Origin of the sequence: Exiguobacterium sp. s166, assembly GCF_018618855.1 — a bacterium.
Lineage (GTDB): Bacteria > Bacillota > Bacilli > Exiguobacteriales > Exiguobacteriaceae > Exiguobacterium_A.
This window is the reverse complement of sequence record NZ_JACSMU010000004.1, coordinates 122,428-144,163: the sequence shown is the minus strand read 5'-3', so window position 1 is coordinate 144,163 and position 21,736 is coordinate 122,428. Positions and strand designations below refer to the sequence as shown.

At 45.3% G+C, this 21,736-nt stretch carries 23 protein-coding genes; 12 read left to right on the top strand and 11 right to left on the bottom strand.

What is annotated here, in order from left to right:
• Window positions 1-43: 43 nt before the first annotated feature.
• A complete protein-coding gene (locus tag KNP93_RS10875) occupies window positions 44-946 on the top strand; it encodes a PRD domain-containing protein (RefSeq protein WP_214855385.1) in 903 nt (300 codons plus the stop codon).
• A complete protein-coding gene (locus KNP93_RS10870) occupies window positions 933-1,868 on the top strand; it encodes a carbohydrate kinase family protein (protein ID WP_214855292.1) in 936 nt (311 codons plus the stop codon). Before KNP93_RS10875 ends, KNP93_RS10870 begins: the two co-directional genes overlap by 14 nt.
• Before the next feature lie 62 nt (window positions 1,869-1,930).
• On the opposite strand, the gene KNP93_RS10865 is transcribed toward KNP93_RS10870, so the two are convergent.
• Window positions 1,931-2,626, bottom strand: coding sequence for an alpha/beta hydrolase (locus tag KNP93_RS10865; protein ID WP_214855290.1), 696 nt, complete (start codon window positions 2,624-2,626; stop codon window positions 1,931-1,933).
• Between the two features lie 159 nt (window positions 2,627-2,785).
• On the opposite strand from KNP93_RS10865, the gene KNP93_RS10860 reads away from it, so the two are divergent.
• Both KNP93_RS10860 and KNP93_RS10855 read left to right on the top strand, forming a co-directional pair.
• The gene (locus KNP93_RS10860; protein WP_131503527.1) at window positions 2,786-4,057 is read left to right on the top strand and encodes a purine/pyrimidine permease; all 1,272 of its coding nucleotides are present in this window, start codon (window positions 2,786-2,788) and stop codon (window positions 4,055-4,057) included.
• 63 nt (window positions 4,058-4,120) lie between these two features.
• Window positions 4,121-4,630: a hypothetical protein gene (locus KNP93_RS10855; RefSeq protein WP_188004895.1), complete on the top strand. Its 510-nt coding sequence runs from the start codon at window positions 4,121-4,123 to the stop codon at window positions 4,628-4,630.
• A 357-nt stretch (window positions 4,631-4,987) separates the two neighbouring features.
• Here KNP93_RS10855 and KNP93_RS10850 read toward each other — a convergent pair whose 3' ends face one another.
• From KNP93_RS10850 to KNP93_RS10835, 4 genes are all read right to left on the bottom strand, one after another.
• A complete protein-coding gene (locus KNP93_RS10850) occupies window positions 4,988-6,481 on the bottom strand; it encodes a peptide MFS transporter (protein ID WP_188004896.1) in 1,494 nt (497 codons plus the stop codon).
• A 236-nt stretch (window positions 6,482-6,717) separates the two neighbouring features.
• Entirely contained in the window at window positions 6,718-7,353 is a 636-nt protein-coding gene (locus KNP93_RS10845) for an NAD(P)H-binding protein (protein WP_034769584.1), read from the bottom strand.
• Entirely contained in the window at window positions 7,353-8,579 is a 1,227-nt protein-coding gene (locus tag KNP93_RS10840; protein WP_131973513.1) for a glutathionylspermidine synthase family protein, read from the bottom strand. Before KNP93_RS10840 ends, KNP93_RS10845 begins: the two co-directional genes overlap by 1 nt.
• The gene (locus KNP93_RS10835) at window positions 8,576-8,905 is read right to left on the bottom strand and encodes a hypothetical protein (protein ID WP_114596785.1); all 330 of its coding nucleotides are present in this window, start codon (window positions 8,903-8,905) and stop codon (window positions 8,576-8,578) included. Before KNP93_RS10835 ends, KNP93_RS10840 begins: the two co-directional genes overlap by 4 nt.
• Window positions 8,906-9,047: 142 nt before the next feature.
• Here KNP93_RS10835 and KNP93_RS10830 point away from each other — a divergent pair, with 142 nt between their 5' ends.
• The 4 genes from KNP93_RS10830 to KNP93_RS10815 all read left to right on the top strand — a co-directional run bounded on the left by KNP93_RS10830 (window position 9,048) and on the right by KNP93_RS10815 (window position 12,289).
• Window positions 9,048-9,494 carry a hypothetical protein gene (locus KNP93_RS10830; protein WP_214855288.1) on the top strand — a complete coding sequence of 149 codons (447 nt, stop codon included), beginning with the start codon at window positions 9,048-9,050 and terminating at the stop codon, window positions 9,492-9,494.
• A gap of 86 nt (window positions 9,495-9,580) precedes the next feature.
• Entirely contained in the window at window positions 9,581-9,754 is a 174-nt protein-coding gene (locus KNP93_RS10825; protein ID WP_012371785.1) for a hypothetical protein, read from the top strand.
• A 27-nt stretch (window positions 9,755-9,781) separates the two neighbouring features.
• A complete protein-coding gene (locus KNP93_RS10820) occupies window positions 9,782-11,338 on the top strand; it encodes an ABC-F family ATP-binding cassette domain-containing protein (protein WP_214855286.1) in 1,557 nt (518 codons plus the stop codon).
• 165 nt (window positions 11,339-11,503) lie between these two features.
• Window positions 11,504-12,289, top strand: a complete 786-nt coding sequence (locus KNP93_RS10815) for an alpha/beta hydrolase family protein (RefSeq protein WP_214855283.1) — start codon at window positions 11,504-11,506, stop codon at window positions 12,287-12,289.
• Window positions 12,290-12,302: 13 nt separating this feature from the next.
• Here the strand turns inward: KNP93_RS10815 and KNP93_RS10810 are convergent, their stop codons facing one another.
• Window positions 12,303-12,806: a ferric reductase-like transmembrane domain-containing protein gene (locus tag KNP93_RS10810; RefSeq protein ID WP_251138788.1), complete on the bottom strand. Its 504-nt coding sequence runs from the start codon at window positions 12,804-12,806 to the stop codon at window positions 12,303-12,305.
• A gap of 6 nt (window positions 12,807-12,812) precedes the next feature.
• Here KNP93_RS10810 and KNP93_RS10805 point away from each other — a divergent pair, with 6 nt between their 5' ends.
• Together KNP93_RS10805 and KNP93_RS10800 are read left to right on the top strand one after the other, a co-directional pair.
• Window positions 12,813-13,265 carry a sensor histidine kinase gene (locus KNP93_RS10805; RefSeq protein ID WP_251138787.1) on the top strand — a complete coding sequence of 151 codons (453 nt, stop codon included), beginning with the start codon at window positions 12,813-12,815 and terminating at the stop codon, window positions 13,263-13,265.
• Window positions 13,266-13,340: 75 nt separating this feature from the next.
• The gene (locus KNP93_RS10800) at window positions 13,341-13,754 is read left to right on the top strand and encodes a DUF2231 domain-containing protein (RefSeq protein WP_131503536.1); all 414 of its coding nucleotides are present in this window, start codon (window positions 13,341-13,343) and stop codon (window positions 13,752-13,754) included.
• A 52-nt stretch (window positions 13,755-13,806) separates the two neighbouring features.
• Here KNP93_RS10800 and KNP93_RS10795 read toward each other — a convergent pair whose 3' ends face one another.
• The 5 genes from KNP93_RS10795 to KNP93_RS10775 all read right to left on the bottom strand — a co-directional run bounded on the left by KNP93_RS10795 (window position 13,807) and on the right by KNP93_RS10775 (window position 19,462).
• Complete coding sequence (locus tag KNP93_RS10795; RefSeq protein WP_131503537.1) at window positions 13,807-15,039, bottom strand: DEAD/DEAH box helicase; 1,233 nt, start codon at window positions 15,037-15,039, stop codon at window positions 13,807-13,809.
• 102 nt (window positions 15,040-15,141) lie between these two features.
• Window positions 15,142-15,441, bottom strand: a complete 300-nt coding sequence (locus tag KNP93_RS10790) for a DUF3817 domain-containing protein (protein ID WP_131503538.1) — start codon at window positions 15,439-15,441, stop codon at window positions 15,142-15,144.
• A 77-nt stretch (window positions 15,442-15,518) separates the two neighbouring features.
• The gene (locus KNP93_RS10785; RefSeq protein WP_214855280.1) at window positions 15,519-16,484 is read right to left on the bottom strand and encodes a ring-cleaving dioxygenase; all 966 of its coding nucleotides are present in this window, start codon (window positions 16,482-16,484) and stop codon (window positions 15,519-15,521) included.
• A 126-nt stretch (window positions 16,485-16,610) separates the two neighbouring features.
• Entirely contained in the window at window positions 16,611-16,811 is a 201-nt protein-coding gene (locus tag KNP93_RS10780; RefSeq protein ID WP_012371797.1) for a cold-shock protein, read from the bottom strand.
• Between the two features lie 266 nt (window positions 16,812-17,077).
• Complete coding sequence (locus KNP93_RS10775; RefSeq protein ID WP_214855277.1) at window positions 17,078-19,462, bottom strand: immune inhibitor A domain-containing protein; 2,385 nt, start codon at window positions 19,460-19,462, stop codon at window positions 17,078-17,080.
• A 281-nt stretch (window positions 19,463-19,743) separates the two neighbouring features.
• Between KNP93_RS10775 and KNP93_RS10770 the strand changes: the two genes are divergently transcribed.
• Both KNP93_RS10770 and KNP93_RS10765 read left to right on the top strand, forming a co-directional pair.
• Entirely contained in the window at window positions 19,744-21,237 is a 1,494-nt protein-coding gene (locus tag KNP93_RS10770; protein ID WP_131503541.1) for an HD domain-containing phosphohydrolase, read from the top strand.
• A gap of 21 nt (window positions 21,238-21,258) precedes the next feature.
• Window positions 21,259-21,690 carry a GyrI-like domain-containing protein gene (locus KNP93_RS10765; RefSeq protein WP_214855274.1) on the top strand — a complete coding sequence of 144 codons (432 nt, stop codon included), beginning with the start codon at window positions 21,259-21,261 and terminating at the stop codon, window positions 21,688-21,690.
• The last annotated feature ends 46 nt before the right edge of the window (window positions 21,691-21,736 follow it).

Sequence of the window (21,736 nt, the reverse complement as noted above, 5' to 3'; positions counted from 1 at the left end):
CCCTTGAGAATCCTCTTCGGGTCGCATTTGTCAGTTTTCCTAGATTGCCGATAAACCGTATAATGGAAGTAGAAAGGAGGTAGTCAGACTGATCATTCATAAAGTACTCAACAATAACGCCATCGTCACAAAAGAACAAGGTCAGGAACGGATCATCATGGGACCCGGCATTGCTTTTGGTAAAAAAAAGAAGGATCCTGTTGATCCGACGAAAATTGAAAAAATGTTCATCCCGTCTTTTGAAAATGCCGAACAGTTCAAGGAAATCCTGACGACGACTCCACTGGATATCATCGATTTGTCGGAACAGATCATTTCTTATGCAGAAGGCGAACTGAAAACACCTTTTCATGACTACATTCATGTCAGTCTGACCGATCACCTCGCCCACGCCGTCCGGCTTGCCCGTGAACAACTGGTCGTCCATAATCGCTTGGCGGAAGAAATCCGGTTACTGTATACAGCGGAATATCAGATTGGAGAATGGGCAGTCGCCCATATTGAACAACAGTTAGCCGTTTTATTACCGAAAGAAGAAGCTGCGAACATCGCCCTTCACTTGTATAATGCACGACAACGACATCCTAATATGGCAACCGCCCTCCAGACGGCTACGTTATTAAATGAGTTGCGTGAACAAATCGAAGCCTTTTTCGGTCAAACGATTGAAACGACCTCGATGACCTATTACCGGTTCTTCACCCATATGAAACTCGTCTTAGCCCGGATCGAACAAGGGCAAACGTTACATGACATGGATGACGTCATCTTATCCGCTGTTCAAACCCGTTATACGGACGCTTTCCGTTGTGCGGAAAACATGGCGTCCTGGTTGGAACAAGAATTACAGACGACTGTGCCGCAATCCGAAGTCGGCTATATGGCTCTTCACGTGGAACGGATTCGGCCAGATTTTGAAAGGGGTACCTCCTATGAAAATTTATAGTCTTGGTGAAGCATTGATCGATTTAATACCGCTCGATGCCGATAATGTAACATTCCAAAAAAATCCGGGTGGTGCACCGGCCAATGTCGCCGTTGGATTAGCACGGCTCGGCGCCGACAGTTATTTCCTTGGTTCCGTCGGTGACGATTCGATGGGACACTTTTTAAAGGATACACTTCATCATTACGGTGTTAAGACGAATCATCTTGTTTTTGATCCGACATATAAGACCGGCCTTGTCCTCGTTACGAATGCAGCCGACGGTGACCGGTCATTCGAGTTCATCAACAGTTATCGTGCGGACATGAGTTTTCATGAAAAAGACATTCCGGATTCACTCGCCGAGGCGGACCTCTTGCATATCGGATCAATCTCCTTGATTTCCGGAGATGCGGTCGAAGCGACACGGCGGGCGATTGAAGTGGCGAAAGCCAATAATGTCCCGATCTCTTACGACCCGAATTTACGTGAATCGTTATGGTCTGATTTAGATGCTGCCCGTTCCACGATTCGGTCCGTCTTACCGGATGCTCAAATCGTGAAACTGGCGGAGGAAGAACTGACCTTTTTAACCGGCCAGACGAATTTGGATGAAGGGGCTGCCGAACTACTCGCAGAATATCCGATTCGGTTACTGGCTGTAACGCGTGGCGCGGAAGGTTCTCTGATTTATACCGACCGCTCGATGGCAGAGATTCAAGCGATTTCTGTCGATGCGATTGATACGACGGGAGCAGGTGACGCGTTCATGTCCGGTCTCCTCCATCAATGTGCCATCCGCTCGTTTTCGTTTGACTGGGATGAAAACGAATTACAGGATATCGGCCGCTTTGCTGCGATTTCCGGAGGTTTAGCCGCTTCGGTCAAAGGCGCGATGGTTGCTTTGCCAACGCTTGACGAGGTTTCACGACGGTTGACGTAACATATATGAGAAGACATCAAACCCGCTCCCCTGTCCAATCAGACAGAAGAGCGGGTCTTTTTTTACTGTGCAGATACGAATTCCCGGATCACCTTCAACGTTTCATCCTGTTGTTCTTTTGGCGTCAACGGACTGTCATTGTCCCCTTTTTGTTTGCCGTACATCCCGAAGTTAGCATGGTTTCCATCCTGGATCAGATGAAACACTGCATCAGAACGGACATCCTGTTTACTGTCCTCAATATCCTCGACCGGTAAAACCCCGTCCCTTCCACCGTAGACGGTTAGCGACGGAGTATCGATTATATCAATCGGATAAGAAGCTAAAAAAATCATGCCTTTGATTTTCGGACTGTCTTCCAAAATCGTTGAAGCGGCGCTTCCGCCTAACGAATGACCAATCAAATACCACTGCTTGATTTTTGGATGCTCTTCGATGATCGATAATCCCTTTTTAGAGTCCAGCAGCGCAATATTAAACGGCAGTTTCGGCAGGGCGACATAATATCCTTCTTGTGCCAATTGGTGACCGAAATAGCTGTATGCAGCGGGATCCACTTTGGCCCCTTGATAAAAAATGAAGCCCGTTTCACTCGTGTCGTCTCCGAACTGATAACCTTGTCCGACCGGTTCACCGAAATACTGTTTTGCTTCTTTTGTTGGATTGTAATCAAATTGAGCCCAAATCATGAATGCTGCAACTAAGATCCCTACCAGAATCAGTAGACTGATGCTGATTCGTTTTAACCATCTTTTCATATTCATCCCTCCTCTTTTATGATACCCAATATAGTGTGCAAAATCACATATGAAAGTAGTGTTTTGAATTTTCAGTTAATGTAAGCGTATCTATCTCTTTTTCAATATTTGGTTTAAGATTAAAAAAGCATCCGTTATTCGAAAGGGGAATCATTTGTTTTGCCACGTACTGTTGTCTCCACGATTCAGTGGTTTTTGTTTATTATTTGTACTAACATTGCCCCGCCACTCGCGATTGCTGCCTCATTTGAACTATCAAGTGCAGATACCCTCGCTTTCCTCTCACGTTGTTTATTCGTTTTTGCGATTTTAAGTCTCATTCAAGTGTTATTCGGCCACCGTCTGCCGATCATGGAAGGCCCTGCCGGTATTTGGTGGGGAGTATTCGCGCTTTATTCTTCCATCGGAATCACCTTATACGGCAGTTACTCCAACACGTTACAGTCGTTAGGTTTTCTTCTCATCTTAAGCGGGATCATCTGTATCATTCTCACCCTGACCGGGGTGCTTCGTCGACTCGTTCCTCTGTTCACACCACAAGTCATCGGTGTTTATATGTTACTGTTATCGGCTCAATTATCCGGTTCGGTCATGAAAGGATTGCTCAATATCGAAGACGGAAAGATTCAGGTGCTTCCTGCCGTCATTTCTGTCTTAACCGTCATCATCTCACTTTATTTAGAACGTAGCGATCGGTTGCGTCAGTATGCGTTATTGATCACCCTGCTCGTTGGTTGGAGCATGTTTGCTTTGATTGGTCGTGCCGAAATGCCGACGTTCGACGGTCCGTTCTTTACCTTCCCTGATTTGATGCCGTTCGGTGGTATTCAACTCGACTGGAGCTTACTCCCGACAGCACTGATCATCTCATTGTTGCTGATGACAAACGTCTTGGCGAACATCAAAGTCATTGAACGAATCATCAGTGCAAAACGTGGTGAGCAAGTGAAGGGACAAGTCGCGACAGCCGGCGTCACAGCCGGAATCGGGCAAATTTTCGCGGGAATGTTCGGAACGGTCGGTCCCGTTGCGATTTCCGGGACAGCCGGTTTCATCGCTTCAACCGATAATACGGATCGGAAGGCCTTTGCGATTGCCAATGCCATTTGTCTGTTCCTCAGCGTCGTCACTCCGTTCGTCGGACTGATTGCAAAGATTCCGGTCGCTGTCGGATACGCAATGGTTGCTCCAATCGTCGCCGGAATGGCGATTATCGGGGTCACGGAAGCTTCGCGGGAATTGAATCGCCAGACCGCCATGATTACGGTCGGCTTACCGGTTCTAGTCGGAATCGGTGCCCTACTTCTTCCGAAAGGTGCCACTTCCGATTTGCCTCCGCTCGTCACGACATTGATGTCGAACGGTCTCGTCCTCGGAACACTCGTCGCCCTGCTCGCAGAATCTTTACGTCATATTCGTACAAATGATTGAATTGCAAAAAAAACCTTAAATATTATATTAAAACAGTTAAAAATAAGCATTTGGAGGTTTAAGATGAAAAAAATCACAAAGATTTTAAGCGCTACCCTACTTTTATCGACTTCTCTTGTACTTGTAGGACCTAAATATACTCAGGCATTAAGTGGAAATGAAGGTACATATTTCTATTATGCTCCTGCGGCATCCCCTGTTTACAAATCAAAAAGTTACGGTGCATGGGAAGTCGAATCTAAGACAATGCACGGTCCACAGAAAATGATTGTATCCGAGAAAGTAAAAACCAACTGGAGTGTTACTGGGGCAGGTGAAATTTCAAGGGGTTCTATTAAGGGATCTTTAGAAGGATTCTTCGGTAAAGATAAAACTATAACGGTGAATTCTGAAAAATACATTCCAAAAGGGAAAAAAGGCACTTTTAAGACTCGTATTGTGTACAAGAACTATACACAAAAATACAATCAATGGTTTACTACAGATGGTCATCGTAGTAAGACGGGAAAAACAAAAACAATTAAAATCAAAAAAAAATATAATGTAGAAGGTAAGATCAGTATTACTAAATAACAGCTTACACAGAAATCCTATAAAACAACTCCAGTACGAATAGAGAGCACTGAAAAACCTCGTGCTCTTTGAGCGTGATCAAGAGAAAAGACGATTGATTTCCGAGTTAGTCGGGTCAATCGCCTTTTTTTCTTTTGAAGTTTTTCAGTACCCTCGTACGAATATGGAGTTTTTTTGATCTATTTTCGAAGTAAAATATTCATCACGAAAAATAAAAATCCTTACTATAGCAGACAGTTTGATTGTTTTAACTGTCTGTCATAGTAGACGTTGTACAGTACCTTTTTTTATTCGATTGAGTCTCACAATACCAGAAGCATTGAAACAGACCATTTTCCATACCTCATCAGTATAAAATCAACGGATTCCTTTCATGAGAACTTGGAGTTTTTTCGAAAAAACAAGCAGTAGCAATCCGAAGAACACTGCAACTAAGCCTGTGATACCAAAATACATGACTTCCGTATCACGATCATAAAACTTAACGATTTGAGCATTAACGGCTTGTCCTGTAGCATTTGTCATAAACCATAGACTCATCGTCTGTGCCGAAAATGCAGATGGAGCCAGTTTTGTCGTCGCCGATAAACCGACTGGAGAAAGAAGAAGTTCACCGATCACAACTAGCAGAAAACTAAATACTAACCAAAGCGGACTGACCAACCCTTCTGTTCCGAACAATAGACCTGGAATCATCATGACGATGAAGGATAAGCCGGCAAATACTAAACCAAACGAAAACTTTTGAAGTGTTGTCGGCTGGCGATCCCCAAGCTTAATCCAGATACTTGCAAAGACTGGTGCTAGTGCAATAATAAACAGCGGATTGACGGATTGGAAAAGTGCCGGGCTAAATTCATATCCGAGGAAACTTAACTCCGTACGTTGATCGGCAAATTTAGATAATACATATGTTCCCTGTTCTTGAATGGCCCAAAAAATAACAGCTGCCAAAAATAATGGAATGTATGCATACAATCTTGATTTTTCATCAGAATTAATTTTAGGACTACGCAACATAAAATAGAAGTAAAAGACTGGAATGATGACTCCAAGAATCGTCACAACAAACGAAAACGTATTAATCGTCAACCAACCGATTGTTGAAGCAATCCAGCCAAGAACCACAATACCAATCAAAGCGAAAGAAACTACTTTATAAAAGTGTACTCTTTCTTCTTTTGACATCGGATTTAATACGTATTGACCAGCTTGTCCGAGATTTTTTTTCTTTGTCAATACAAAGACAATCAGTCCTAAAAACATACCTACTGCCGCAACAGCAAAACCGGCATGGAAACCTGCCTGCAAACGCACTCCATCTACGATAATCGGAGATAAGAATGCACCTGCATTGATTCCTGTATAAAAAATACTAAAACCAGCATCACGTCGGCTATCCGTTTTGCTGTACAGATCACCTACAATATTTGAAACGTTTGGTTTCAATAACCCTGTCCCAATTACAATCAAACCCATTGAGAAGAACAGTGCTGTAGCGCCTGCCGGTAAGGACAGAACGATATGTCCAGTCATAATCAATACACCGCCGTAAAATACAGTCCGTGATGTTCCTAATAAACGGTCGGCTATCCATCCGCCGATGACACCGGACATATAAACTAATGATCCGTAGATCGCCATGATGGAAGACGCCATTTTTTCGTCGATTCCAAGACCACCATCTTTTACAGAGTAGTACATATAATAGATAAGGATGGCACGCATCCCGTAGTAGGAGAAGCGCTCCCAAAACTCAGTAAAGAATAACGTGAACAGTCCTTTTGGATTTCCGAAGAATCCTTTTTGCGGAACAGTCTTGTAGACCTGATCGCGATCAAACTCTGCCATATGAACGGCTCCTTTCGTCTACCTTCGATATGTGCACATTGTCCAATCTTTTTCCCGCTTTCCCCAAACGATAAGCATGAACGAACGAATTGAACGCAAATACACTGTTTTGCCTGAATTGTCTCACTTCTTTTTTTGTTTGTGAGACAGCACTATATCATTCAACCGTAAATCATTTGAGGAGTCAAATATTAATTTCGGTACACAAAAAAGAGTGATACGAAAAATCCGCTCACTCAAGTCTGCATCTCTTTTGATTCAACAATCGTTACTCCCGGTGGTTCATGCAGCGTATGATGAATCATCGCCTGCGCGACCTTCGCCGCTTCAATCGGTGCGTACGGGCTGCGCCGCAACAATGGACGTAACACAGTGGATACCCGGGCCGCCGCCTGTTCGCCAAAACGGAATTCATCCCGCTCGCCTAACAATAACGAAGGGCGGAAAATAAGTAAGGCATCGTAACCGAGTACGCGTAATCCATTTTCCGCGTCCCCTTTGACACGGTTATAAAATGTTTTCGCATTCGGATGGGCGCCGAGTGCCGAAATCAGAGCAAATCGAGTAGCCCCTAGATCAAGCAATTCCCGTCCCACTTCAATTGGATATGTATAATCCACGAGACGAAACGCTTCTTGCGACCCAGCCTGTTTGATCGTTGTCCCCAGCGCACAGTAAACGTGGTCGACTTCCGGTAATTCGATTTCCGTCACATGATCAAAATCAATCACCCATTCTTCGAGTTTTTGATGAAATCGATTCATCGGACGACGTACGAGAACATGTACTTCCTGATATTCATCATGCGCCAATAGTTGATCGACCAGTTCTTGCCCCACTAAACCAGTCGCTCCTAAAATAGCTGCTTTCATCATCCATCCTCCTCTTGATTTTCACGTTGTCCGATCGGTAAGAAATAAGATCGATTCCCCGTGATCCGTTCACCTGCCCGCACCCCAACAGCACTCGGTCGCCCGCCAAGCACAAATACACCAAACATATATGCGACTTCTGTTTCATCTTCTAATGACCATATCGGTAATTCCTGATAACGTTGATACACGGCAGACTGATCGCTGAATGAACGTTGTTCGTTGCTGAACAGGACATTCCCGTCCCCTTGACGGACAGTAACCGTATCTCCTTCCCGTCCAAAGATTGGTTTTTCAACAAATGCCTGATTTTGACGTAAAAACGGCTCCGGACTCAAATAGGTCGGTAAGAAATACTGAGCAATAATCTCATGATCACGCCCGGTCAAATAAGGATGGTCTGTTTCATGCAAGAGCCAAATCAAGGCCAAGACCGATTTTGCCTGCATCAGAAAAGCCGACGGTGGATTGATGATTTCAAGCAATCCCATCTCGACGAGCTGCAGCAACAAATGTCCCAGCTCTGTTCCGTCTTCATCACGGTCGAGTAAAGCCATCTCAATCGGAAACGTCTGCCGGTACAGAATATCGATTCGCCGTCCCTGTTGGTCATACAACCCATCTTCTGCCCGTATCTCAAGTTCGTCAAGAGGACAGTATGTAGCACCGGCAACAAATTGTTGCAGATATTCTGTCGTCCACCGGTCTTCGATGTTGTCTCCGTGTGACGTGAAGACGACGTGCGGCTGTTCGTGACGAATCCTGTGGCTTGCCGCCTTCACCGCACGATCAACGCTGTCCGCCAACTGTTTCGCTTGTCCGTCATTAATTGATCGAAAACCCACTTTTCGCGCAATCCGATCATTGACTTCAAAGGACTCCTTAATGAATGTCGGCGTATCCGCATTCCATTCCATGATCGAAATCCGATGATTTGTGACAATGAAATCGAAGCGGCTGATGACTGATAAAGGACGCATCGTCTGTAACCGTAAAAACGGTAAAGCATCCTTTGGAAAACCAAGTTCAATTAATCCGTCGTCATCCATCGTCCAAAGAATCGGAATCACTTTTTCAAAGATGGTATACGCTTCTCGTGCCGCTGTCCGCAATGCCTGAATCGTCTCGTTCGAAACGGGCATCACTTCCGCCAAAGCGTAAATTTCCCCATCCAGCACATCCCAAAAAGCGTCGATATCCCCGTACAATTCCTGTCGTGTCCTCATCCGCCGAAGAAGCCGGACGATGACCCCGTCCCAAATCCTTTTGTCTTGGCATTATAACTTTTGACGTCCTTTGATCGGGGTGTGTACCCTTTCGTTCGCATCGCACTATGCATCAAGGCGCGTGAAGCAAAGTAACTTCCTCCCCAGTAAAAGAACCCCGAGTGTGTCGAGCTTGAATCATCACAATACCAAACACCTTCATCGTTATCATATTCATAATCATCACAATCCGGATCATCCGGACGTTCCGCTTTTGCATTGTCCGATCCACATCCACTGAGCGTCGTTCCGATTAATAACGTAGCTGCAAGTGTTGCCTGCTTCATCCAACTCACATCGCATACCCCTCTCATCACAATTTGTTATTCTAAGTATACGCTTTTTCCACCAAAAAAGTTTCTAAGTCGTTCCGGAACTTTTTTTGTTAATGCCAGTAGAATAACGAAGAAGACTTGAGGAGGAAATCAAATGTCACTTGCCTATTATGTAGAAGATCAAAATGAGTTCAAATCAATTTATCAATACAGCCGCTTTGCCATTGAACCGGAGGAAATCATTGCGCATCAACTTTGCGAATTTCATATCATCGAAGGTCACTTATATGAGTTGCGTTCCAATGAAATGGACGGCGAATACGATCAGTTAATCGTCGATCATGTGGAAGCGTCTCCCCGTGATCCGGCGGACCGTGTCTATCCGCCGCACCAGATTCATCTCGAATTCCGATGCTTCCAGGAAAGTGCTTCACATCCGGTCATCAAGACAGTGACCGTCCCGAATCATATCCAGGCCATGCGCTTTTTAGTTAAAGATAAATTGAGCGTACCCGATCACGGCGTCTTTGAACGAGACAGCTGTGAAGTCGATTTAGACCGAAATTGTTACGTGATTTATTTAGGCGAAGAAATCATTTAATGAAAGAATTAAGTATAGTTCGTTTTCAAGACAGGTTTTTTTTGGCATACTAGAGGATAAGAACGAATTAATCGAGGTGAACACACATGAGCGAACAACCAAAAAAATTGTCTCTTCAAGAAGCAATGATTGAACAATTAAAAGCAAAAAAACAATCACAGACAAAACGTCCGACCGGTTTGCGCGGAACAGAAACAAAACAAATGACAAGCCAAAAAACGAAAAAAACGAACAACCAGAAAAAACGGACAGGCGTCTAATTGAATTCGTGAAATAAGGGAGTAACTATGAGTATTTTAACGGTATCAAACTTAAGCCATGGTTTTGGCGATCGTGCGATTTTCGAAGATGTCTCGTTTCGTCTGTTAAAAGGGGAACACATCGGTCTTGTCGGAGCAAACGGTGAGGGTAAATCGACGTTCATGAACATCATTACTTCACAGCTCGAACCAGACGAAGGAAAAGTCGAATGGGCGAAACACGTTCGTGTCGGCTATCTGGATCAGCATGCTGTTCTTTCCAAAGGACTCACGATTCGTGATGCCTTAAAAGGAGCATTCCAATACTTGTTCGACATCGAGCAGGAAATCAATGATCTGTATATAAAAATGGGTGAAGTCGAACCAGACGAACTCGAAAAAATGTTAGAAGAAGTCGGTGTCTTACAAGACATCTTGACGAACAATGATTTTTATACGATTGATGCGAAAGTCGAAGAAATCGCACGCGGTCTAGGTCTTGATGAGATCGGTCTCGATCGTGATGTCCAGGAACTAAGCGGCGGACAGCGGACAAAAATCCTGCTCGCGAAGCTGTTGCTTGAAAAACCAGACATCCTGTTACTCGATGAGCCGACCAACTACTTGGATGTGCAACATATCGAATGGTTGAAACGTTACCTCAATGATTACGAAAATGCGTTCATCTTGATTTCACACGATATTCCATTCTTGAACAGTGTCATCAACTTGATTTACCATATGGAAAACCAAGGACTCAATCGTTACGTCGGTGATTACGACAACTTCCTGACTGTCCATGAGGCGAAGAAGAAGCAACATGAGTCAGCCTTTAAACGTCAACAGCAGGAAATTTCCGAGCTGAAAGACTTCGTCGCCCGAAATAAGGCCCGTGTCTCGACACGGAACATGGCGATGTCCCGTCAGAAGAAACTCGATAAGATGGATGTCATCGAACTCGCGCAGGAACGTCCGAAACCTGAGTTTCATTTCCAGACAGCCCGGACACCAAGTAAGTTGATGTTCGAAGCGAAAGGACTTGTCATCGGATACGATGAGCCGCTTTCCCGTCCGCTTGACTTGATGATTGAGCGCGGTCAAAAAATCGCGTTACACGGGGCAAATGGTATCGGGAAGTCGACGTTACTCAAAAGTCTGCTTGGTGAGATTCCTTCGGTTTCCGGTACAGTCGAACGTGGAGAAAATCTTCACATCGGCTACTTCGAACAGGAGATCAAGGAAAAAAATTCGAATACGTGTATCGAAGAGATTTGGGGCACATTCCCGTCTCTGACACAGCAGCAGGTCCGGGCTATGCTCGCGAAATGCGGTTTGATGACGAAACACATCGAATCGAAAATCGAAGTCCTCAGTGGTGGGGAAAAAGCGAAGGTCCGCCTTTGTAAATTGATGAACACAGAATCCAACATTCTTGTTCTCGATGAGCCCACCAACCACTTGGATGTCGAAGCAAAAGAAGAACTCAAACGGGCTCTTCAGGAGTATAAAGGAACGGTTCTGTTGATTTCACACGAACCTGAATTTTACGAAGCCGTCGCAACGGATTTATGGAATTGTGAATCGTGGACGACAAAAGTGTTCTAAAGGTAAACACCATCTGACGGAAGGCCGGGACTCGATTTTAGATCGAGTCCTGCGTTCCGTCTTTTTTTGTGCTTCCATTTAATTCATAGACTTAATCATTGCCTTGTTCAGCGATTTGTATCAAACTAAATGGCAGATGCAACTTTTTCTGAAGGAGTGGATGTCATGGAAACCATCACTAAAAAAGCCAACTTATCATTACTCGAACTTCCGAGCGGCGGGGACGAGTCGTTATTTTGCCGTCTCTACTCTCCTGCGCTCGCTGCTCCTGCCCCACTCATCGTCCTGTTTCATGGATTCCCCGGGAAACAATTGAACATGGACTGGGCGGTTCAATTACAAAACCTTGGCTTTCACGTCCTTGTGACGTCTTACCGCGGAACGATTGGCAGTCCGGGAGCATTCCGTTTCCAACATGTCCTTGAAGATGCGACTGCCATCATGCAACATGTCATTTCTCCCGCCTTTACGCAAGCACACGATATCTCAGTAGATCAGATTTCAATCGTCGGCCACAGTATGGGCGGCTTTGCCGGACTTCATGCGTTCGTCGATGTTCCGGATATTGCGCATTACATCGGTATCTCTCCATTCAACTTCGGTTTGATCGGTCAACTGGTACTCGATTATCCGGAACATGAAGAGGCGTTACAAGGCGTCTTGAGCCGCGGAGCCCAGTTCCTGTCGCATACCGACAGCGACATACTGCTCGACGAACTAAAACGACATCATGCGACGTGGAACCTGCTGTCACTGAAAGAACAACTCGGAACACGTTCCGCCTTACTTGTGACGTCGGAACGTGATGAGACGTCCATCAAATCACTTCATCATGACTTGCTTCAGGATGCCAGCGCCTTTGAACAAATCATTGTCGATAGTGATCACAACTATATCGACAATCGGGAAGATGCCTTTCAGGCTTGGACCACGTGGTTAAGACAACGCTAAAAAACGAGCGTCCTCATTTCACTAGTGAGGACGCTTGCTTTTTAGGTGTTGCTGTTTTCGGACGGACCTGCATCCGGTACAAAATCAGTGTAAACAATGTCAGTGTCGAACAGGCATACCAAATGGTCGTGAAAAGTGTTCCTGTATCCGTCCCGATGAATATCCCGTGAAGCGTCATCAAGAGCCAGGCCGGCAGGACAAGCCAGTGCGTTAATTTCCATAATGTTTTTCCGAGCGCCTCTTTCAAGAAATCAGAAGTAACCAAGACAAAACCAAACAGGTACAGACTGATCGTTCCAAAGGCATTCCAAAGCGGCTCATAGTATGCCGTTCCCGGAATCAGAATTTCAAGTAAACTCAGAGGAGCATACGTATCGACGACGATCAGCGTCGCATGAAGCACAATCGCCAATAATCCGGCCCAGCCACTGTACAGGTGAATATTATGCAGACGTGTCTTTTGTTTTCTCAATGCCGGGAATGAACCGAGTAGACCGGCTAACACCGATAGTGTCAAAAAGAAATGTCCGGTCAACCAGGATCCATGAGCCCGGTCGATTTAAGCACACTCGTCACGCAGACTTCTGAACGGTTTAAACATACGTTGGTCGATCGGACATTGGCTTTGACCGTCACACCTCACCTGTTGATCAAGGGAGATGCCAATCAATTAATCCGTTTGTTGACGATTTTTTTAGAAAATGCCGTTGCTTACAGCGATGCTGATATTGAAGTTCAACTGCAACAGACGTCAACCGGTGTTCGATTAACTATCGCTGATCACGGAATCGGCATTCCATCGGAAAATCACGATAAGATATTTGAACGGTTCTTCCGCGGTGACCACTCTCGCCATGGTACCGGAACCGGGCTCGCCATCGCCAAATCGATTGCCGATACACATCAAGCCGCTATCTTGGTTGAATCCACACCCGAAACCGGAACACGCTTCACGATTCTTTTTCCACTTTCTTAATGACCGTCAGCTAACTGTCAGATAACCCGGTTAAAGTAACAGTATGTTCTTATTACTTATCAAGGAGGTTATCTTATGTTAGGTGGCGTACCACTTCATCCCCTGCTCGTTCATGCACCGATCGCTCTTTTACTGTTCGCAACACTCTTATTACTATTCAGTTTGAAATGGGTCCAGTTAAAATTATTTGTCCTCATCACTTTATTTGCCGGCCTGTTGTCCGGCGTCGCAGCGTATTTATCCGGTGACGGAGCAGAAGAATATGCAGAAACCAACCTGAGCAGTGCAACACACGCTGCCATCTCGAATCATGAAAATTTCGCCTTGTTCAGTCTCGTTGCCTTTGGAATTGCCTTTGTTCTCCTGTTGCTCGGCTACCGTTCCAACAAAAAAACAATGCTTATGCTGAGCCTGATTGTTGCTGTTGTCGGAAGCGGTTTACTCGCTTATACCGGTCATCTCGGCGGACAGATGGTGTACGCCAAATAAAAAATCCCCTTTCCTCCAAAAGATCCATGGAGAAAAGGGGATTTTTACTTACTTATTTATGGTGATCACGGCCTGGACGACGGTTGCTCGAGCGGCGTGTGTTACCGCGACCTTCCGCCGGTTTTTTCGTTCCTTTACTTTGATCGTGCTGTGCACGAATCATTTCATCCGAAAGTTCGACGACAATCGGTGTCACTTCGACACCCAGTTCGCGTTCCATATCACGGAAACTGCGACCGTCACGTGGTGTGACGATTGAAATCGCTACGCCGTCGTTTCCGGCACGACCTGTCCGACCGATCCGGTGAACATAACTTTCCGCATCGTCCGGTAAATCGTAGTTAAAGACGTGCGTGACACCAGTCACGTCAAGACCACGTGATGCAACGTCTGTCGCAATCAGGAATGGTGTTTTTCCTTGATAGAACTTCGCCATCGCCTTTTCACGTTTCCCTTGCGTCAAACCACCGTGCAATTCATCCGTCGGATACCCTTGCATCTGTAATTCTTCATTCAGCTTGCTGACACGGCGTTGTGTCCGGCAGAAGATGATGGCGGCATAAGGACGCATCTCGTCAAGCATCGTCCGGAGTGTCGCCTGTTTCCGACGGTCCGTCGTCTCGACGACGAACTGTTCGATTGCATCGACCGTTACTTTTTCTGCCTCGACTTGGACTTCAATCGGATCACGCAAATACGTTTTCGCGAGTTGCTCGACTTTTTCCGGCATCGTCGCTGATAACATGACGAACTGACGATCAACTGGTGCTGCTGCAATGATATCTTCGATTTCCGGTAAGAATCCGATTTGCAGCATCTGATCCGCTTCATCTAAAACAAGCGTCTTCAATTCACTCAAATCAAGTGTTCCGCGACCGACGTGATCCAAAATCCGCCCCGGCGTCCCGATGATGATTTGTGGCATGCGACCGAGACGTTGGATTTGTTTGAAGACATCCTGTCCACCGTATACAGCCAGCGCACGGATATCTTCCATGTTCCGGATTAACTTGTGTGTTTCATCTGCAATCTGACGTGCGAGTTCACGTGTCGGTGCGACGATCAACGCTTGGACCGTTTTGCTGTCTAAATCGATTTGTTCGAGAATCGGCAGAAGAAACGCCAGCGTCTTCCCTGTTCCGGTTTGTGCTTTTCCTATTAAATCACGACCGGCGAGCAAATGCGGAATCGCCTGCTCTTGAATCGGCGTTGGTTGTTTGATGCCTTGTTTTTGTAATTTTTTTACCCATTGTTCTTGAATGTGTAGTGCTTCAAATGTTGACATAGTATCCTCCTAAAAATTATCCACAGAAAAAAGCTGTGGATAACCTGCTTCGAATCGACAAAAACAGTTATCCACAGCCGTGCTTTTTCTAGTATACACAATTTACGCGTTTGTTGCTTCCTGTTTTAACTTTCGATCGAGTACAAATGTCCCGAATGGAATGAACGAAGCGATAAAGGCGATTCCTGCTTTTACAAACGACCAACGGTATTTGAATTTAACGACAGCAAGCCATAGTGCATACATGACGAATAACACACCGTGCATGGCTCCGACGACTGAAACGGCTTCCGGAATATCTGCCATATACTTTAAGGGCATGGCAATCAACAGTAAGACTAAAAATGAAATACCTTCTAAAATCGCAATCAATCGAAATTGACCTAACGTAGTTCCTAACATCCCGTCACTCCTTTTTCCTGGTTCCTGTCTTTAGTATACGGGACGCCCGTCAGTCTGTGACCTGTGTCACAGGATTGTCAGATTTCGAGTGGGCGGAGACGGGCTTCGATTTGCTCCCGTTGCGGTTCGAGAAATGGCGGCAGAGCTAATGTCTCACCGAGGGTTTCGACTGATTCATCCGTTGCAAATCCCGGTGTATCCGTCGATAATTCAAACAAAATATGATTCGGTTCGCGGAAATAGAGCGCCTGGAAATAGTGACGGTCGACTTTCCCTGAGTTTGGCAGACGGTATTCTTTCAATCGTTTCACCCATAAGTCATACTCTTCACTGTTCGGTACACGGAACGCTACATGGTGGACGCCGCCACGGCCGAGCCGTTCCCGGTCGAGATCCGGGCGAGCTTCGAGATGAACTTCTGCCCCGATTCCACCTTGTCCCGTCGAGTAGACGTCAATCTCCGCAAAATCACCGGCCAGCGATGGATAACTGCCGATTTTCTTAAAGCCAAGAACTTCGGTTAAGACAAGAGCGGTCGGTTCCGGATCATTGACGGTCAGCGTCACGGCACCTAAGCCGACGATTGCATGTTCAGCCGGAATTTCATCGTGTTTCCACGGCACGCCTCCTGCAACACCTTGTTCCCCGTCTTCTGCGACAAGAATCAACCGGGTTCCTTCTTGATCACGAAACGCCAGCGTCTGACGCCCCGCCCGTTCGACAATCGAATCATGATCGACGCCTTGTTGCGTAAAGCGCTCTGCCCAAAACTGAAGGGATGCTGTTATTTTGACCCGGAGTGATGTCGACGAGATGCTTGACGCACCGGGTACACCGGTCCCTAAATGGGGAATATCAAAAAAAGTCAGATCCGTTCCCGGATTCCCTTCTGCATCTCCATAAAACAGATGATACGATGTCGTATCGTCCTGATTGACCGTCTTTTTGATCAGACGCATCCCAAGAACCTGTGTATAGAATTGATAGTTCCGTTCCGCCATTCCCGTTAAAATCGATACGTGATGAATACCAAGTAATTCCATGTTTGCCACGTCCTTTTCTGAATGAATAGTTTGTACCGTCAGTATAGCGCATATATATCTTGAATTCAAGATATTAACTCATTAAAAAAATCGCCCTTTCGAAAAAGGACGATTGAAAAGTTAAGATTAAAGTTTTACGACGTTAGCAGCTTGTGCTCCACGTGCGCCTTCAGTGATTTCGAATTCAACTTCTTGACCTTCGTCAAGTGATTTGAAACCTTCACCAGTGATTGCTGAGAAATGTACGAATACGTCTTCTCCGCCTTCAACTTCGATGAAACCGAAACCTTTTTCTGCGTTAAACCATTTTACTTTACCTGTGTTCATGGGAACAACCTCCAAAAATAAATTACTTAATACATATGCCACGCATATGAAAGAAATTCATTATTGTCCCGAAATACATGGAGCGACGAAAAGATTGTTCGTGACGCAATGTGAATCAGTAGTGACAATAACAATATTAAGCTAACGTCAGTATAAAATGATTGCGCTTTAAAAGTCAAGTTGTCTGACCAATAATTTACCAATTGATTCCACTTTTCGAACTAAAAAAAAGCAGATTCGGATTGCTCCGAACCTGCTCCTTTTTCTTAACGGTGGATCCAGACTGCTCCAGCAGAGTTATCTTTCGCTTCACCGATGACTTGTACTTTAAGACCGTTGTTCGGGAGCAGTTTTCCTGCATCCGGAATCAATTGATCGATATACGATTTAGAATCATCAAACTTCGTTACGCCAGAAAGTCCTTTGTAATCGTAAAGACCACGTGATGGCGAGTCGATGAGCCATGCTGGTGCTTTGTCGAAGCTGAAAGCCGCATCCGCGATTTGGTAACGTGTGCTTCCTGTGACGACTGGTTGTCCTTTGAGTGTTCCAACGATTGCTTTTGGATGCGAATCGACGACACCGAGGAATCCTTCACCCGGGTGAACGCCAACCCAGTTGTCTGTGAAGCTGCTATCGGCATACCAAACGACGAGACCCGTGTTGTATTTCACGCCACGTGCATGCTCAAGTGCTTTATCTGAGCCTGCATAGTTCCGCCATTCGAGGTAGTATGCGTTGTCCGCGTAGCTGAAACCATCCGAAGCCACGAAACCGTCCAATTTAAATTTCGGAGTACCTTCTGCATCGTCTTCAAAGACGACTTTTCCGTCGACTGTCAGTTTTGCGTTATCAAGCGCAAAACCATCGAGGGCAAGACCGGCATCCCCTGTGTAGTCGAACGTCAATGTAACCTTTTTACCGGCAAATTCGCTGAGGTCATATGATTTGTCGACCCATGCACCTTTTGAAGATTCGGCACGTTGATCACCGTCCGTATCATCGTTACCGATGACATCAATCTCTTTCGAGACACCGTCAGCTGTTGCTGTGACTTTCAAGAAGTCATAATTGTATTCGACATCGAAGTATGCTTTGTAGTCAAACTTCGCAGATGTCGCAGCCGTCAAATCAAACTCTGGTGACGTCATTGACGTGTGGAGATCATTTCCTTTTGTGCTGTAGTAGTATTTTTTACCGAAAGCTGGAGCGATTCCTTTAACCGGCTTTTTCGGTAAGTTGACTTTAATGATTCCAGGATTTTTTGATTTCGTGACACTTTGATCGAGGTACGAAGCCGTTCCTGCTTTTGAAAGTGAATCGAAATCAACGTTTTGGATGTTTGCCCAGTTTCCGCCCATGACAGTTTGGAAGAACTCTTTATTTTGTGGTGAGAAGCTTGTCGGTTCTGCTCCGGCAATTTTACCGTTCCAGCTACCGCCACTCATGATCGACCATGAAGCAACCGGCTCACCTTGACCTGTATACTGTGTATCATACTCATCCGGAAGTCCAAGATCGTGTCCGAATTCGTGAGCGAAGACGCCGACTGCACCGTCTTCCGGTTGAACCGTATAATCGAAGGCTGCCATCTTGCCGCCCCAGTTTGTAGAATTTGAAGTTGTATTCGCAACAGGATAAACTCCATCGAGTGTCCAACGGTGCGACCAGATTGCGTCGTCGCCGAGCGTTCCGCCGCCTGCTTCTTGTCCTGTTCCGGCATGAAGAATCATCAGGTGATCGACGAGACCGTCCGGCTCATTCTGGTTGCCGTCACCATCTAAATCGTACTGATCAAATTGATCATACTCTGCCAGGTTAATGCCGGATTTTACCGCTGCATTCAATGAATCTTTAACAAGACCGCGTGGTCCTTTTGCGCCCGGAAGGTTATCATTGCCGCCTTTCGGATTGTCTGAACCATAATCTTTTGCCGTACCCGGTACTGTTAACCAGTTCGATACTTTCCCATCGACTGAGTAGCTGCCACCGGATTGTTCTTCATAATATTGTTTGAACGTCTTGACCTTATCGCCGTTGAACAGCTCGAATTCTTTATCTCCGAACATCAAGTCTTGATAATGTTTTTGGTTAAAGTCCTTCGAATACATGTATCCCGGTTCTTGGACGACATTGTTATGCTTAAAGTCGCTGTATTCGACAAGTAAGACGAGTACTTTGTCTGTCCGGGTAGCACCGTTGTAAGCTGCTTGTTTGGCTTTATCGACTTTGACAAACCCATCTTTTTTACCTTTTTTGTAGTTATTGTGATTTTTAGCGAGTTGTTTCGCCAGTTGATCTTTTTGTTTCGTCAAGAAATCCTTTGTTTTTTGATCAAATTTCGCTTCTTTTTCCGTCTCATGATCATGATCGGCTTCCGGTTTCCCGTTCGCCTTTTTATCAAGATACTTTTGAACGGCTTTTTGTTTTTCTGCTGCAGATGCAGCTTTTGAGACGACCCCACGTTTTTCAAGCACTTTCAATAGACGTTCCTGATCAACCGTGTTTAAATCCATCGGTGCACCGGCTACTGCTTTTTCAGCAGCTTCAACAGATTTTACCTTCCCACCAGGTAAAACTGGACCAACGGCAAATGCGGCTGCCGTGATTCCGGATAAGACGGCTAAGCTAAGCTGTTTCTTTTTTCCCACGTGAACTGACCCCCTATGTAGTAGTGAAAAGCATGACCGAGATAACTTTTCTGAATATTCAAATCATATATTGTTTTAGTTGCTTAATCAATTACTTTTAGAACAATTAGTACTTTGTAACTATACCTATTTTTGGAATTTAGTTCATTTTTACGGAAATTGACCGATATTAATAATAAACCGTTCATCAATCGTTCCCCTCATTTTTTAAAAGAGAACAGATTGTCGGTTACGTATCGCGATACGCTACATACATGACTTAATTCAAAAGGAGGCAACTCATGACACCTCTCCAAAAATTCGAACGACAACTTTTGAAGAATTACTTGATTGGATCCTTTGTCGCTGTGTTCGGTGTCGGCTGTCTATTTATTTTCGAAACGTTGACATTCGATGCACGAGAACGTGTAATTTTGCTGACAATCATGTTTCTCTCTGTTGTTTTAATGTTTAGCTTCGAATATACGATCTATCGAAAACATATGCGTCCGCTCTATCAATTCTTTCAGACATCGACTCCGAGCCAAGCACAACTTACTGCTGCTTTTCGGACGACTCACCGTTTTCCGTTACTGACCATTAAACGTATTCTCGGACCTCATTTCCTTGGATTATCGATTCCGTCTTCTTCCTTAACGGCACTCGCCATTCATTTCAACTGGCTCGAAATGCCGTATTATCTGATCGGTCTTGCTTGCTTTGGTGCCATTCTCGTTGCCATCTTGCATGCTTTAATCGAATTTTTCTTAACGTATCGTGTCACGGAATCCATGTTGGCAGAATTAACGGTTCAATCGCAACAATATGGTCATGGTGAGCTTATCTTGACCAAAAAGGACTTCATCAGCCTCCGGCAAAAAATGTTAATCAGTACACTGATCATTGGTGTCTTCCCGATTTTATTGTTCGTTCTCGCTTCTGCCGTCCAGTTGACAGAGAACGAGAGCCTGCGCTCCTACTGGAGTTGGTCGACCTTAATCTTAATCGTCATCCTTTGTCTTGCGACATTTTGCAGTTTGCTTCTATATGAAAATATTCAAAAACCGATCCTGGCTTTGCAAGAAGGAGTTGCCCAGATTGAATCGGGTCAGTTGAACACGATCAACAATCCTTTTTCCGATGAATTCTCTCAATTAGTCGGCGGCTTCAACTTGATGGTCGAAGGTATCCAAGGCCGCGATCAGGAAAACGAACAGTTGCTCGACAGTTTGTTTACCTTGTTTGCTGCGACACTTGATGCCCGGGATCCGTATACCGCCGGACACTCATTACGCGTCGCGGAATATTCGGTTGAGATTGCCCGCGCTGCCGGCTTGACCGATGATTCAGTCGAGCTGTTGCGTAAATCCGCCCTTTTACATGACATTGGAAAAATCGGAATCCGGGATGATGTGTTATTGAAGGAAGGACGCTTGACCGATGACGAGTTCGACAAAATCAAACAACACCCCGTCATCGGCGTGCATATTTTATCGCAAGTTCATCTCCCGGAGAAGTTACAACCGATTCTTCCCGGGGTAAAGTACCATCACGAGCGTTACGATGGGAAAGGTTATCCAGAAGGTTTGGCGGGAGAATCGATTCCTGTCTTCGGACGGATCATGGCGATTGCTGATGCCTATGACGCGATGACATCCGATCGCCCTTACCGGAAAGGAATGCCCGTTGCAAAAGCACTCGCCATTTTGGAAGAAGGCAGCGGGACACAATGGGATGCTTCCTTTACACAACTGTTTCTTGATTTGAAGAGACCTCCTGTTATCAGCGCCTCTTGATTTTCATGAAAGGAGTTTCTTATGCACCCTAAAATTGTCGATCGTCACGAATTATATGTTGTCGGACTTGGTTTGACATGCGAAGAAAATGAATTACATGCACTTATGCCGGAACTGTGGCGTGAATTTTCACGACGCTCGCATGAAATTCCCGCTGAACCGGGAAGTTATCCACTTGATTTGTCACTTGGACAACGCGGGACAAAACATATGCAGTGTATCGGTCTTCCGGTAGAATCGCTTGAGCATATTCCTAAAGGGATGAAAGGACATCACATTCCTCCGGCCCGTTATATTTTTTGGAAACATGAAGGGCCTGACATTGAGATTTGGAAATCGTTTGAGAAGATGCAGCGCTTTGCGCAGAAGCAAGGTATTACACTGGATCCGCTGAATTTTAAAATTGACGAGACACGTGACAATACACATCATCTCTATCAACGTATCCTTTAAAACCGCTATCTTAAGCGGTTTTTTTATGTTCTCTTATCTTTTTTTA